We start from the raw sequence: 14,074 nt of genomic DNA on the forward strand, positions 1-14,074 counted from the left end.
AGGAACCCCCATGGCCGACCGGCCCGCCCCACCGGGTGCCGTCGCGCTCGTCGAGTCGCCCGTGCAACTGCTCAACGTGCTGGAGTGGGGCCATGTCCGGCCGCCCGCCGCACCCGGTGAGCGCGCGGAACCCCTCACCATCGTGGTGCTCTCGCCCGCCGACCCCACCAGCCGGGGCCAGTTGAAGCGGATGGCCGAACTCGCCCGGGACGAGGGCGTGTTGGTGCGGTGGTACGAAGCGCGGGGTGGCCGCGGCGGGTTGCTGCGCACCGCGTGCGCGCTGGCGCCGACGCTGCTGCGGGTGCAGCGGCTGGTGATCGGCGACCCGTTCTCCCGGCTGGTCCAGGTGCTGTTGCCGCTGTGCCGGGCGAGGGACATCACGGTGGTCGACGACGGCACCGCGACCATGGAGTTCACCGAAATCCTTTCCCGCGGGGGGAAGTTGGTGCGCTGGCACCGAAGCGGGCGGCGCCGTTCCCCGGCCGACGTGGCCTTCGGCGTCTTCGCCCGCACCGCGCGCCGCCGGCTCACCCCTGGCCGGCGGCACCGGATCGAGCTGTTCAGCGCGATGCCGGCCACACCGCCGCCCGGGATGACGGTGCGGGCCAACCGGTTCGCGTGGACCCGGGGGCGGTTCGGGCCGCCGCGGACGCTGGCCGGCACCGACCTGATCGGCACGTCGCTGGTCGAGACCGGTGTGGTCGATCCCGAGCGGTACCTCGCGGTGGTGCGCGGGCTCGCCGAACGGCACGGTGCCCGGCGGTACTTCGCGCACCGCCGGGAGGCGCCGGCCAAGTTGCGTCGGCTCGCCGCGGAGACGGGGCTGGAGATCGTCCGGCCGGACCTGCCGCTCGAACTGGTCGCCCGGCGCGGGCCGATCGGGCGGTCGGTCCTCTCGTTCCCCTCAACCGTCGTCCACACGTTGCCGCTGGCGCTGGCCGGGACCGGGGTGACGATAACCGTCTGCGACATCGAGCAGGAGTGGCTCACCTCGGCGGCTTCGCCGCGGGCCCACACGTTCCTGACCGACATCACGGACAAGGCCCGCACCCTCCACAACCTGTAGGGCGCCCTGACCCGCCCGGGTGGCCGGTGCTGTCGGTTCCGGGACCGCCTGCCGGTGGGTGGCCGGTCGCCGCGCCGAGCGGCGGCCGACCGCCGTGGCGCTGCTGGTCGCGCCGCCTTCCGGCCCGGCCGGCGCGCTCAGGGGACCGACGGGCCCTTGATGTAGTGGCCGCGCGCGTCGTAGGGCCAGGCGTTGGCGATACAGCCGTGCAGGCCGTCTATCTGCTGCATCATCACGGGGGCGAGCTTGCCGGGTCCCGGGCAGCCCTCGTGGCCGTGGCCGATGCGGTGGCCGACCTCGTGGTTGATGATCAGGGCCCGGTAGTCGTGGATCGGTCCGGAGAACTGCGGCGAACCGTTTATCCAGCGCTTGAGGTTGACCACGACGGTCGCGCCGACGTCGCAGTTGACCTCGCCGTGGGTGTGCAGGCCGGCGGCGCCGCAGATGCTGTCCACCGTGTCGGGGGTGGCGATCTTGATGACGAAGTCGGCGGGGCCGGAGGAGACGAGCTGGAAGCCGTCGCGGCCGTCGTCGGTCCAGCCGCGCGGGTCGGCGAGGATGCCCTGGATCTCCTTCGCCGCGGCCGTGGACGCGATGCCCGTGCCGCCCTCGACCTGCACCTCGTAGCGGCGTATGTCGCCGTGTCCGACCGCCGTCGCGGAGGCGTGGGCGGTGGTGAAGTCGCCCGAGCCGTGCGCCGGGACCGAGGGCGTGCCGGGCGTGCCGGGCGTACCGCCCTGCGGGCCGGTCCCCGAGGTGCCCGGCGTGCCGGGCGTACCGTCCGGCGGGCCGGTCACCGAGGTGCCCGCGTGGGCCTGCCCGCCCGAGCGCACCATGTGGAGTATCACCCCGAGCAGCGCCAGGAAGATCAGCCCGAAGAGCAGATACGGCCCGCAGCCGCGGGACGCCCTCCCACCCGAGCGCGGGTTCGCCCTCCGCTTCCGTGCTCTGCTTCCCATTCCATGTCCCTCTCCGGTCGACGGCGCAGCGGCGCGTGCGGGCGGCGAGACAGGGGGAGGGCCGAGCAACCGTGCACCGTGCGTGCGGACTTCAGGCTCGCGCCGGTAGATGATGACGCGTGGCCCATGCGGTCACGAAAGCGTAACGACCTGGTGGATGTGGCCTGCTGGGGGCCACTGGCGGAGCCGCGGCCCGTGTGACCGTTCTGCAACAGTTGACGATCGAAGGGGGCTCGGCCGGGCCGTCCGCCGACGGGCGTGCACATACTGATGCCCGTGTCCCGCGTCCTGCTGATCGAAGACGACCCCGCCGTCCGGCGGGGCCTGGAGTGGGCGCTGCGGCACCGCGGGCACACCGTCGTGGCCGCGCCCACCGGCGAGGAGGGGCTGGCCCTCCTTCGCCCGCACCGGCCCGACGTGGTGGTGCTCGACCTGATGCTGCCCGGCATACCCGGGCTCGACGTGTGCCGGCGGATACGCGAGAACGACCAGATCCCGATCATCATCGTGACCGCCCGCGGCGACGACGTGGACGTGGTGGTCGGGCTGGAGGCGGGCGCGGACGACTATGTGGTCAAGCCGGTGCGGGCCGGCGTGCTGGAGGCGCGGATACGCGCGGTGCTGCGCCGTACCGACCCCGACCCGACCGGCAGGACCCGGCCGGTCCCGCGGACCTACGGCGACCTGGCCATCGACCGCGCGGCCATGGTGGTCACGCACCGCGGCGAGCCGGTGCCGCTCGCCCCCTCCGAACTGCGCCTGCTGCTGGCGCTGTCGGCCTCGCCCGGCCAGGTGCTCAGCCGCCAGCAACTGCTGGAACAGGTCTGGGAGCACAACTACCACGGTGACGTCCGGCTGGTGGACGCCTGCGTGAAGCGGCTGCGCGGCAAGCTCGGCGGCAACCCCGGCCGCATCGAGACGGTGCGCGGTTTCGGCTACCGCTTCCGCGCGGCGTGAGGGCGGCCGGACGCCATGGTCAGGTTGCCCGGCGCGGTCAGCAGCCTGCGCTTCCGCCTCGTCGCCGGCTTCGGGCTGATCGCCGTGGTGAGCGCGCTCGGCACCGGCGCCCTGACCTTCCGCGAGGCCCGCACCGGGGTGCTCCAGCAGAGCCAGGACACCGTCGTCAACCAGTTCCGGGACAGCGTCGACGCGTTGACCCCCGGCATCCCGTCCTCGCCCCAACTGCCCGAACTGGCCTCGCTGGTGGACAACCTCACCGCCACGCACCGCTCCCAGCACTGGCGGGTGCTGGCCACCTACGGTGACCTGCGGGCCAGTTCCCCGGCCGGCGACGGCTTCCCCGAACTGACCGCCGCGCTGCGCGACTCGGTACGCACCCGCCGGGTGGCCGTCTTCCAGCGCGTGCACACCGCCGGCGGCTCCTCGCTCGTGGTCGGCCTGCCCGTCGTCTACGGGACCGGCATCGGCGCGCGGGTCGGGTCCGGGCTGGCGCTCTACCTCGTGGTGCCGCAGACCACCGAACAGCGCTACGTGACCGCGCTGGTCGGTGCCGTCGAGCGCGCGGCGCTGCCCGCGCTGTGCCTGGCGGTCCTGCTGGCGCTGTTCGTCGCCCGCGGCGTGCTGCGCCCGGTGCGGGCGCTGCGGCAGGCGACCCGCCGGATGGCCGCCGGCTACCTCGACACCCGGCTCCGCGTCAACGGCTCGGACGAACTCGCGGACCTGTCGGTGGCGTTCAACGAGACGGCGGTCGCGCTGGAGCGGTCCGTGTCGGAGCTGCGCCGCATGGAGGCGCAGGCCCGCCGGTTCGTCGCGGACGTCTCGCACGAACTGCGCACCCCGCTGGCGGCGATGTCGGCGGTGACCGACGTGCTGGACGAGGAGGTGGCGCACCTCGATCACGGCACCGCCGAGGCCGTCCAACTCATCAGCGAGGAGACCGAGCGGCTGGTCCGGCTGGTGAACGACCTGATGGAGGTCTCCCGGTTCGACGCGGGCGCGGCCGAACTCCACCTCGACGAGATCGACCTGGCCGAGTCGGTGCGGCGCACGCTCGCCGCGCGCGGCTGGCAGGAACTCGTCGACGTAACGCTGCCCGCGCCCGGGGAGTTGCGGATGCCGGTCGACCCGCGGCGCTTCGACGTGGTGGTGGCCAACCTCGTCGGCAACGCGCTGCGGCACGGCGCGCCGCCGGTCAGCGTGTCGCTGGCACGGACCGCGGACCCGTCGGAGAAGGGGCCGCACGGGCCCGGCGGGTGGGTGCGGCTGGTCGTCGCCGACCACGGGCCCGGGATCGCGCCGGAGGCGCTGCCGCACGTCTTCGAGCGTTTCTACAAGGCGAGTTCGGCGCGTACCCGGAGCGAGAGCAGCGGGCTCGGGCTGGCGATCACCGCGGAGAACGTGCGGTTGCACGGCGGGCGCATCCGGGTGGAGAACGGGCCCGGGGGCGGTGCCGTCTTCACGGTGGATCTGCCGGGCCGGCCGGACCCGTTCGACCTGCCGGACGTGCCGGGCCGGTCCACCGGGCGCTTCGGGCGGGACGTATGAGACGTACGAGCAGGCGGCGCGCGGGTGCGACCGCCGCCGGGGCCGCCGCGGCGGCGGTGCTGCTCGCCGGATGCGGGGTGCCCACCACCGGTGTCATCGACGTCGGGGTCCCGGCGGAGGGGCTGCCGACGGCCCCGGCGGTACGTTCCAAGGCGATCGCCTACTTCCTGGACGGCGACCGGCTCCAGGCGGTCGGGCGCATCGTGTCGGGTAGGCCGGAAGCGGTCACCGAGGCGGTGAACCTGCTGTTCGCCGGGCCCGCGGCGATGGGGCGACGCGACCTCACGACCCGGCTGCCCGAGCCACCGGTCGACGCCGAGGTACGGACTCGGGGCGGCACGGTCACGGTCCGGCTGCCCGCCGACGTGCCGCGGCTCGACCCGCTCGCGATGCGGCAGGTGGCGTGCACGGTCGCGGTGGCGTTCCCCGCGGCCGAGCCGGTGCCCGTGCGGCCGCCCGCCGCAGGCCGGGCCGACCCCGATCCGGTCACCCCCGAGGTCAGCCCGGCGTCCGTGCGGGTCGAGGTCATCGGCTCCGGCTGGCACCTGCGACAGACCGGCCCGACATGCCCGCCGGTGTCGCTCCCGTTCGCGTCGCCCACCTCGCCCACCTCGCCCACCTCGCCCACCTCGCCCGCTTCGTAGGGCGGGGCGTCCGGACCTCCTCGGCACCGCCGTCCGGGGGGTGGCCGCCGCCCCGCCGCGCGGCGGAAATGTTTTGACAGTGCTTATATAAGTGCTGTTGCATCGCGGGTATGGCGAGCAGAGATCCGGTACCGGGCCCCGCGGCGTACGACCCCTCCGAGGAGAGCGTGTGGCGGCCGTTGCGGCTGCTGCTCGGCGCGATGGACGACGACATCGCCCGCGTCTACGCCGAAGCGGCGATCGACGGCATCCGGCCCACCCACGTCATGGAACTGCTGCGCCTGCACGCGCGCGGCCCGATGACGATCACCGAACTGGCCGACTCCGTGCACCTGACCCACTCCGCGGTCAGCCAGAAGGTCGCCGCGCTGCGCAAGACCGGCATGGTCCGCACCGTGCCGGGCGCGGACGCCCGCACCAAACGGGTCGCCCTCACCGCGAAGTCCCGCCGCATCGTGCCTCGGCTGGCCGCTGAATGGCAGGCCACCGAGCGGGCATTGGCGGAGCTGGAGGCCGAACTGCCGTACCCGCTCAGCCGGGTGGTGGCCGACGTCGAGCAGGTGCTCGCCCGCCGCAGCTTCCACGACCGGATCGCCGCGCTGCTCGCGGAGGACCCGGCATGGCAGTGAGGCACTTACTGGTCGACACGACCCCGCTGCGCGTCTCCCCGGCGTTCCGGCGGCTGTGGACCGGCCGCGCCCTGTCGGGGTTCGGCGCGCAGATGACGCTCGTCGCCGTGATGTACCAGGTGTGGCAGTCGACCGGCAGCACCGTGTGGACCGGCGCCGTCGGCCTGGCCCAGGCGATCCCGGTGGTCGCCCTCGGACTGCCGGCCGGCGCGGTCGCGGACCGGGTGGACCGGCGCCGGCTCTGCCTGGTGATGGCCGGCGGCCAGGCGGCCTGCTCGGTGCTGCTCGCCGTCCAGGGACTCGGCGGCCGCTTCCCGGCGGTCGCCGTGCTCGGCCTGGTCGCCGTGCAGTCGTCGTTCGGCGCGTTCTCGGGACCGGCGTCCGGCACCTTCCTGCCGCGGCTGCTGCCCAAGGAGTCGCTCGCCGCCGGACTCGCCCTGAACCGGGTCGCGTTCCAGGGCCAGATACTCATCGGCCCCGCGCTCGGCGGCCTGGTGATCGGCGCGTGGGGCGTCGGCGGCTGCTACCTGGTCGACGCGCTCTCGTTCACCGCCGGCCTCTACGGCCTGCTCGGCCTGCCGGAGATGCCGCCCGGCGACGAACCGGCCCGGCCCGGGCTGCGCGGCGTCGCCGACGGCCTCGCCTTCCTCGCCCGCACCCCGGCGGTGCGCGGCGCCCTGCTCACCGACCTGGCCGTCACCGTGCTGTCCATGCCGATCAGCCTCTTCCCGCTGGTCAACGCCGAGCGGTTCGGCGGCAACCCGCGCACCCTCGGGCTGTTCCTCACCGCGATCGCGGTCGGCGGGATCGGCGCCTCGGTGCTGTCCGGGTCCTTCACGCGGCTGCCGCGCCCCGGTCTGGTCATGCTCTGCGGGTCGGCGCTGTGGGGCGTCGCGCTGACGCTCTTCGGCCTGTCGACGCGGCCGTGGGTGGCGTTGGGCTGCCTGGTGGTGGCCGGCGCCGCCGACACGGTCGCGGTGATCTCGCGCGGCACCATCGTGCGGCTGCACACCCCGAGTGCCCTGCTCGGCCGGGTCGGCGCGGCCGAGCAGATCGTCGGCCAGGCCGGCCCGGACCTGGGCAACATGCGCGGCGGCCTGGTCGCGCACGCCTGGTCGGGTACGGCGGCGCTGGTCAGCGGCGGCGCCCTGTGCGTGGCCGCGGTCGCCCTGATCGCAGCGCGCACCCCGGGCCTGCGCTGGGCACCCACCCACCCGGCCGGCGACCCCGTGCCCTGACCTCGCGCCCTGACCTCACGCCCTGACCCCACACCCCGCGCCCTGACCTCACGCCCTGTTTCTCCGCAACCACACCGGGAGACGATTCCGCCACGTCGCGGTAACACCGGAGCCGTAACGTGTGGGGCCGCACGTGTGAGGTGCCGTCAACGGTGCCGCGTTGCCTCGCGTCCACTCGTTCATTGAGCGAGTATGGATGTGTTCATGCCCGAACCCCCAAAAGGGTGGGCATACCCCCGAGGATGACCAGGTATGCGCCGATCGGGCGACTCTTTCTCCTCCCCGCCGACACCGTCAAACATCATTTTTTCTCGATCACCCGATGAGGAGCAGGTCGTGGGGCATACCCTGAGTTGGGTGGAAGACTCACCAGCAGCGCCCTCCGGCGCGCCAGCCGAGGCCGTACTGACCGACGAGCTGCGCGCCGAACTGATCGCTTTCCGCCGCGACCTGCACCGCCACCCCGAGCTCGGCCGGCAGGAGTTCCGTACCACCGAGCAGGTCAGGGCCCGCCTGGCGCAGGCCGGGCTGAGCCCGCGCGTGCTGCCGGCCGGCACCGGACTGGTCTGCGACATCGGCAGCGCCGACCACGGCCGGCAGCGGCTCGCGCTGCGCGCCGACCTCGACGCGCTGCCGGTGCCGGACGCCAAGCCGGTCGCGTACCGCTCCACCGTCGAGGGCCGTGCGCACGCCTGCGGGCACGACGCGCACACCACGATCGTGCTCGGCACCGGCCTGGTGCTCGCCGAGCTCGACCGGCAAGGGCGGCTGCCGCGCCCGGTGCGGCTGGTCTTCCAGCCCGCCGAGGAGGTCATGCCCGGTGGCGCGATCGACATGATCAAGGCCGACGTGCTCGACGGCGTGGAGCGCATCCTCGCGGTGCACTGCGACCCGAAGGTCGAGGTCGGCCGGATCGGGCTGCGGGTCGGCCCGATCACCTCGGCCGCGGACAAGCTGAAGCTGGCGCTGGACGGCCCCGGCGGCCACAGCGCGCGGCCGCACCTGACCACCGACCTGGTGATGGCCGCGGCGAAGCTCGCCACCGAACTGCCGGCCGCGCTCTCCCGCCGGGTCGACCCGCGTTCGGGCCTGAGCATCGTGTGGGGCCGGATCGAGTCCGGGTTCGCGGCGAACGTCATCCCGCAGCACGCCGAACTCGAAGGCACCGTCCGCTGTCTGGAACTGGGCGCCTGGCACGACGCACCCGACCTGGTGCACGAGGTGATCGACCAGGTCGCCGCGATGTACCGGGCCAAGTGCGAGATCACCTACCAGCGCGGGGTGCCGCCGGTGGTCAACGAGGCGGTGTCCGTGGAGTTGCTGCGCGACGCCATGGTGGGCCGGTTCGGCGCGCACAGCGTGGAGGACACCGAACAGAGCCTCGGCGGCGAGGACTTCTCCTGGTACCTGGAGCGCGTACCCGGCGCGCTGGCCCGGCTCGGCGTGCGGCCGGTCGGCGACACCGCCAAGCGTGATCTGCACCAAGGCGACTTCGACATCGACGAGGGCGCGATCGCGGTCGGCGTGGAGCTTTTCACCGCCGCTGCGCTGCTGTCCTGACAGGGGGTGAAGCCCCGGCTACCGGGGCTTCACCTGGTCGAAATGCGTCGATCCGATAACGGGTCTTCATGCGGTCTTTACCTGGGATCTACGCGCGTTAAGCTCCGGCTTAGCCAGCGCCGGATGGGGCGCTTTCGAACTGAAGGGGACCCTCTTGCGCCGGGTATCCAAGATCGCTGCCGCGGGCGTAGTGTCCGCGGCCCTCGCGCTGACCGCCACCGCTTGCGGCAGCAGCTCCACCGACAGCGGTGGCAAGGACAAGGGCGTCGGCATGGCCTACGACGTCGGCGGTCGTGGCGACCACTCCTTCAACGACTCCGCGGCCCGCGGCATGGACAAGGCCACCAAGGAGTTCAAGCTCGGCGAGAAGGAGCAGACCGCCGGCCAGGACGAGACCGAGTCCGACCGCGAGGAGCGGCTGGACCAGCTTGCCGGGGCGGGCTACAACCCGGTGATCGCGGTCGGTTACACCTACGGCGACGCGGTCACCGCGATAGCCAAGAAGTACCCCGACACCACCTTCGCCATCGTCGACTCCGTGGTGGACGCGAAGAACGTCGACAGCATGGTCTTCGCCACCGAGCAGAGCTCGTACCTCGCCGGGGTGGCCGCCGCGCTGAAGACCAAGACCAACAAGGTCGGCTTCATAGGCGGCGTGCACAACACCCTGATCGGCACCTTCCAGGCCGGCTTCGACCAGGGCGTCAAGGCCACCAAGCCCTCGGTCCAGGTCACCGACCAGTACCTGTACGAGACCGACTCCAAGGGCTTCGCCGACCCGGCCGCCGCCACCGGCAAGGCCAAGGGCATGCTCGACAAGGGCAACGACGTCATCTACACCGCGGCCGGCCTGTCCGGTGACGGCTCGATCCAGACGATCGCCGGCAAGCCCGGCACCTGGGCGATCGGCGTCGACTCCGACCAGTACCAGGACCCGGCGCTGGCGAAGTACAAGAACCAGATCCTCACCTCGGCGGTGAAGAACGTCGACGTGGCGGTCTACGACCTGATCAAGTCGGTGCACGACGGCAAGCCGAAGACCGGCACCAACACCTACGACCTCGCCAACGGCGGTGTCTCGCTGTCCACTTCGGGTGGCTTCATCGCCGACATCCAGGCGCAGCTCGACGCCGCCAAGCAGAAGATCGTCTCGGGGGCGGTCAAGGTCAAGTCCACTCCGTGACCCATCGCGGGTCACTCGGTGACCCGCCCCGGGTGAAGCGGTAGGCCACGGCAGGACCGCAACACGGAGGCTCGGCAGGGGGGTTGCTCCGGCACCCCCTTGCCGGGCCTTCCCCGTGCTCTGGATGCCTGCCTGCTGTGGATCTCGACCGCAACGCGCGTAGATTCACCTCGGCGCGATACCTTCACCCCCACGTTCCGCCCGCCCGAGCTTTCCCCGAGGGGAGTGCGTCATCAACGCGTCCACGAGTCCACCCGCGCCGGTCCCGCCGCAGCCGTCGCAACCCGGCAGCGCGGCCGCCGTCGAGCTGCGCGGCATCACCAAGCGCTTCCCCGGGGTCGTCGCCAACCACGACATCGACATCACCGTGCGCGGCGGCACCGTGCACGCCCTCGTGGGCGAGAACGGCGCCGGCAAGTCCACCCTGATGAAGATCCTCTACGGCATGCAGAAGCCGGACGAGGGCACCATCGCGATCCACGGCGAGCAGGTCTCCTTCGGTGACCCGGGCGCCGCGATCGCCCGCGGCATCGGCATGGTGCACCAGCACTTCATGCTCGCCGACAACCTGACCGTGCTGGAGAACATCGTGCTGGGCAGCGAGAAGCTGCACGGCATAGCCGGCCGGGCCCGGGCGAAGATCACCGAGATATCGGACGCGTACGGCCTCGGGGTGCGGCCCGACGTCCTCGTCGAGGACCTGGGCGTGGCCGACCGCCAGCGGGTGGAAATCCTCAAGGTCCTCTACCGCGGCGCCCGCATCCTCATCCTCGACGAGCCCACCGCGGTCCTGGTGCCGCAGGAGGTCGACGCGCTCTTCGAGAACCTGCGCGGCCTGAAGTCCCAGGGCCTGACGGTCATCTTCATCTCGCACAAGCTCGGCGAGGTGCTCTCGGTCGCCGACGACATCACCGTCATCCGGCGCGGCACCACCGTCGGCAGCGCCGACCCCGCGCACACCACCGCCAAGCAGCTCGCCGAACTGATGGTCGGCAGCGAACTGCCCTCGCCGGAGACCCGCGAGTCCACCGTCACCGACGAACCGATGCTCACCGTCGCCGATCTGCGGCTGGCCACGGTCGACCCGGAGGGCGTCGAGCGGATCGTGCTGGACGACGTCGGGTTCACCATCCACAAGGGCGAAGTGCTCGGCATCGCCGGCGTGGAGGGCAACGGCCAGGCCGAACTGGTCGAGGCGATCATGGGCATCCGCGAGCCGGACACCGGCTCGCTCGTGCTGGACGGCCGCGACATCACCGCCGAGCCGACCCGGCGCCGCCGCGAGGACGGCATCGGCTACATCCCCGAGGACCGGCACCGGCACGGCCTGCTGCTGGAAGCGCCGCTGTGGGAGAACCGCATCCTCGGCCATGTCACCGAACACCCCAACAGCCGGGGCTTCCTAATCGACTCGGCCGCCGCCCGCCGCGACACCGAGCGGATCGTCCGCGAGTACGACGTACGCACCCCCGGCATCGAGGTCACCGCGGCCTCGCTGTCCGGCGGCAACCAGCAGAAGCTGATCGTCGGCCGCGAGATGAGCCACCTGCCGAAGCTGCTGATCGCCGCGCACCCGACCCGGGGCGTGGACGTCGGCGCGCAGGCGCAGATCTGGGACCAGATCCGCGAGGCCCGCCGTGAGGGCCTGGCGGTGCTGCTGATCTCCGCGGACCTGGACGAGCTGATCGGCCTGTCCGACACGCTGCGGGTGATGTACCGGGGCCGGCTGGTCGCGGACGCCGACCCGTCGACCATCACCCCGGAGCAGCTGGGTTCGGCGATGACCGGCGCCGCGTCCGGTCACCTTGAGCGGCAGGCCGGGGACACCGCTCCGGCCGGAGCGGCCGAGCCGGCCGGGGGAGAGGACCGATGAGGAAGTTCGACAAGGACCGCGCCCTGCTGGGGGTCGCCGCGCCGGTGCTGGCCGTGGTCAGCGCGCTGGTCGTCACCGCCCTGGTGCTGCTGGCCACCGGCAAGGAGCCGTTCCACGCGTTCAACGTGATGGCCACCTACGGCAACAAGTCCAACAGCCAGGTCTACATCCTCAACAAGGCCACCACGTACTACCTGGCCGGCCTCGCGGTCGCCGTCGGCTTCCGGATGAACCTGTTCAACATCGGTGTCGACGGGCAGTACCGGCTGGCGGCGTTCTTCGCGGCCGTGGTCGGCGGTGCGCTGTCCGTCCCGGGCATCGTCGAGGTGCCGGTGATCATCCTGACCGCGATGGCGGTCGGCGCGGCGTGGGCGGCGATCGCCGGCGTGCTGAAGGTGACCCGCGGCGTCAGCGAGGTCATCTCCACGATCATGCTGAACTCGATCGCGGGCATCGTGATCGGCTACTTCCTGCAAGGCGGCCGGCTCGGCGTGCTCAACAAGGACGCCAACATGGTGTCCACCAAGCCGATTCCGGACTCCAGCCACCTGTTCAGCTTCAAGACCGCCACCGACCCGGTCTTCGGCTTCATCGTCTTCGCGGTACTGGCCGGCGTCGTCTACTGGTTCCTGCTCTCCCGCACCCGCTTCGGCTTCGACCTGCGGGCGGTCGGCCGCTCGGAGTCCGCGGCCGAGGCGAGCGGCGTCAGCGTCAAGCGGATGGTCATCAGCAGCATGCTGATCTCCGGCGCCATGGCGGGCCTGGTGGGCATGCCGACGTTGCTCAACCAGTCCTACGACTACGGCACCGACTTCCCGACCGGCATCGGCTTCACCGGTATCGCGGTCGCCCTGCTCGGCCGCAACAACCCGATCGGCATCGGAGTCGGCGCGCTGCTGTGGGCGTTCCTCGAACGCTCCTCGGCGGGCCTGGAGTTCCAGGGCTACGACAAGGAGATCGTCGGCGTCATCCAGGGCGTGATCGTGCTCGCCGTGGTCATCGCGTACGAACTGGTGCGCCGCTACGGCCTCACCCGGCAGCAACGCCAAGTCGGCGCGGAACTCGCCGCGGCCGGTGCGGGCACCGACGACAAGCAGGAGGTCGCGGCATGAGTGCCACCACGACTCGGACGCCGCCGCCCGCCGCGCCGCGCGTCAAGCCCGGGGTCAAGGGGGGCGGGCGGATCAAGCTCACCCTGCCGGTGATCCTGCTGATCATCGCCGGCGCGCTGATCGCGATCTCCGCGGTGCGCGCGATCACCGGCGCGGAGGACGTCACCTCCTCCGGGCAGGTCGCGGGCGCGCTGGCCGGCGCGGTGCCGATCGGCCGGGCGGGCCTGGCCGGCCTGTGGTCGGAACGGGCCGGCGTGGTCAACATCGGCCTCGAGGGCATGATGATCCTCGGCACGTTCTTCGGCGCGTGGGCGGGCTGGCAGACCAACGCGTGGGTCGCGGTGCTGGCCGGTGTCCTCGGTGGCGCCCTGGGCGGCCTGGTGCACGCGATCGTCACCATCACCTTCGGCGTGGACCACATCGTCGCCGGTGTCGCGATGAACATCCTCGCCGCAGGTGTCACCTCCTACCTCGCCAAGCGCTGGTTCAACGTCGGCGAGGCCGCGCGACAGGGCGGCACGCCCAAGCAGTCGCCACAGATGGACAACGCCAAGCAGTTCACCGTGCCCGGCCTGTCGCACTGGCTGGACAGCGTGGAGAAACACCACTGGTTCGTCATCTCCGACGTGGCCGGCATCATCGGCGGCCTGGTCACCGACATCTCGTCGATCACGCTGCTGGCCATCGTGCTGTTCGTGGCCACGTTCTTCATCCTGTGGCGCACGCCGTTCGGGCTGCGGCTGCGCTCCTGCGGCGAGAACCCGGTGGCCGCCGAGTCGCTGGGCGTCAACGTCTACACGTACAAGTACGCCGCGGTGATCATCTCCGGTGGACTCGCCGGGCTCGGCGGGGTGTTCCTCGCCATCAGCACGCACTTCTACCTCGAAGGGCAGACCGGCGGTCGCGGCTACATCGGTCTGGCCGCGATGATCTTCGGCAACTGGCGGCCGGGCGGTCTGGCCATGGGCGCCGGACTCTTCGGCTACGCCGACAGCCTCCAACTGCGCAACGGCGGCCCGTCCGTGCACGCGCTGCTGCTGCTGATCGCGATCCTGCTGCTGGCCATGGCGGTGTGGAAGTTCTACCGCGGCGCGCGGATCGGCGCGGCCGTGGCGCTGGGCTTCGCGGTACTGCTGGCAGTCTGGTACCTGCTGACCGACTCCGTGCCCGACGAGATCGTGGAGGGCACGCCGTATGTCGTGACGCTGCTGGTCATGGGCCTGTCGGCGCAGCGGCTGCGAATGCCGAAGGCGGACGGCCTCCCGTACCGGAAGGGGCAGAGCGGATGACGGACGACGCCGGAGG

Annotated in this window: 12 protein-coding genes; 11 read left to right on the forward strand and 1 reads right to left on the reverse strand. The window is 72.1% G+C overall.

The window, feature by feature from the left end; translation table 11 throughout:
* Nucleotides 1-10: 10 nt before the first annotated feature.
* A complete protein-coding gene (locus tag AC13HU_RS15880; protein ID WP_483042523.1) occupies nt 11-1,066 on the forward strand; it encodes a hypothetical protein in 1,056 nt (351 codons plus the stop codon).
* Between the two features lie 137 nt (nt 1,067-1,203).
* Here AC13HU_RS15880 and AC13HU_RS15885 read toward each other — a convergent pair whose 3' ends face one another.
* A complete protein-coding gene (locus AC13HU_RS15885) occupies nt 1,204-2,025 on the reverse strand; it encodes a DUF3152 domain-containing protein (RefSeq protein WP_483042513.1) in 822 nt (273 codons plus the stop codon).
* 276 nt (nt 2,026-2,301) lie between these two features.
* Here AC13HU_RS15885 and AC13HU_RS15890 point away from each other — a divergent pair, with 276 nt between their 5' ends.
* The 10 genes from AC13HU_RS15890 (at nt 2,302) to AC13HU_RS15935 (ending at nt 14,058) form a co-directional block, all read left to right on the forward strand.
* Nucleotides 2,302-2,982 carry a response regulator transcription factor gene (locus AC13HU_RS15890; RefSeq protein WP_483042514.1) on the forward strand — a complete coding sequence of 227 codons (681 nt, stop codon included), beginning with the start codon at nt 2,302-2,304 and terminating at the stop codon, nt 2,980-2,982.
* A 15-nt stretch (nt 2,983-2,997) separates the two neighbouring features.
* Entirely contained in the window at nt 2,998-4,530 is a 1,533-nt protein-coding gene (locus AC13HU_RS15895; protein WP_483042515.1) for an ATP-binding protein, read from the forward strand.
* The gene (locus tag AC13HU_RS15900) at nt 4,527-5,174 is read left to right on the forward strand and encodes a hypothetical protein (protein WP_483042516.1); all 648 of its coding nucleotides are present in this window, start codon (nt 4,527-4,529) and stop codon (nt 5,172-5,174) included. The genes AC13HU_RS15895 and AC13HU_RS15900 overlap by 4 nt, the downstream gene beginning before the upstream one ends.
* 110 nt (nt 5,175-5,284) lie before the next feature.
* Nucleotides 5,285-5,803 carry a MarR family winged helix-turn-helix transcriptional regulator gene (locus AC13HU_RS15905; RefSeq protein WP_483042517.1) on the forward strand — a complete coding sequence of 173 codons (519 nt, stop codon included), beginning with the start codon at nt 5,285-5,287 and terminating at the stop codon, nt 5,801-5,803.
* Nucleotides 5,794-7,041, forward strand: a complete 1,248-nt coding sequence (locus tag AC13HU_RS15910; protein ID WP_483042518.1) for an MFS transporter — start codon at nt 5,794-5,796, stop codon at nt 7,039-7,041. The genes AC13HU_RS15905 and AC13HU_RS15910 overlap by 10 nt, the downstream gene beginning before the upstream one ends.
* Before the next feature lie 252 nt (nt 7,042-7,293).
* On the forward strand, nt 7,294-8,601 hold the full coding sequence (locus AC13HU_RS15915; RefSeq protein ID WP_483042519.1) for a M20 family metallopeptidase: 1,308 nt from the start codon (nt 7,294-7,296) through the stop codon (nt 8,599-8,601).
* A gap of 154 nt (nt 8,602-8,755) precedes the next feature.
* Entirely contained in the window at nt 8,756-9,784 is a 1,029-nt protein-coding gene (locus AC13HU_RS15920) for a BMP family lipoprotein (protein WP_483042520.1), read from the forward strand.
* A 178-nt stretch (nt 9,785-9,962) separates the two neighbouring features.
* A complete protein-coding gene (locus AC13HU_RS15925; protein WP_483042524.1) occupies nt 9,963-11,657 on the forward strand; it encodes an ABC transporter ATP-binding protein in 1,695 nt (564 codons plus the stop codon).
* Nucleotides 11,654-12,769 (forward strand): ABC transporter permease, encoded by a 1,116-nt coding sequence (locus AC13HU_RS15930; protein ID WP_483042521.1) that lies wholly within the window; start codon nt 11,654-11,656, stop codon nt 12,767-12,769. Before AC13HU_RS15925 ends, AC13HU_RS15930 begins: the two co-directional genes overlap by 4 nt.
* Entirely contained in the window at nt 12,766-14,058 is a 1,293-nt protein-coding gene (locus AC13HU_RS15935; RefSeq protein ID WP_483042522.1) for an ABC transporter permease, read from the forward strand. The genes AC13HU_RS15930 and AC13HU_RS15935 overlap by 4 nt, the downstream gene beginning before the upstream one ends.
* Nucleotides 14,059-14,074: the final 16 nt, after the last annotated feature.

This window comes from Streptomyces sp. NH27, assembly GCF_056859195.1.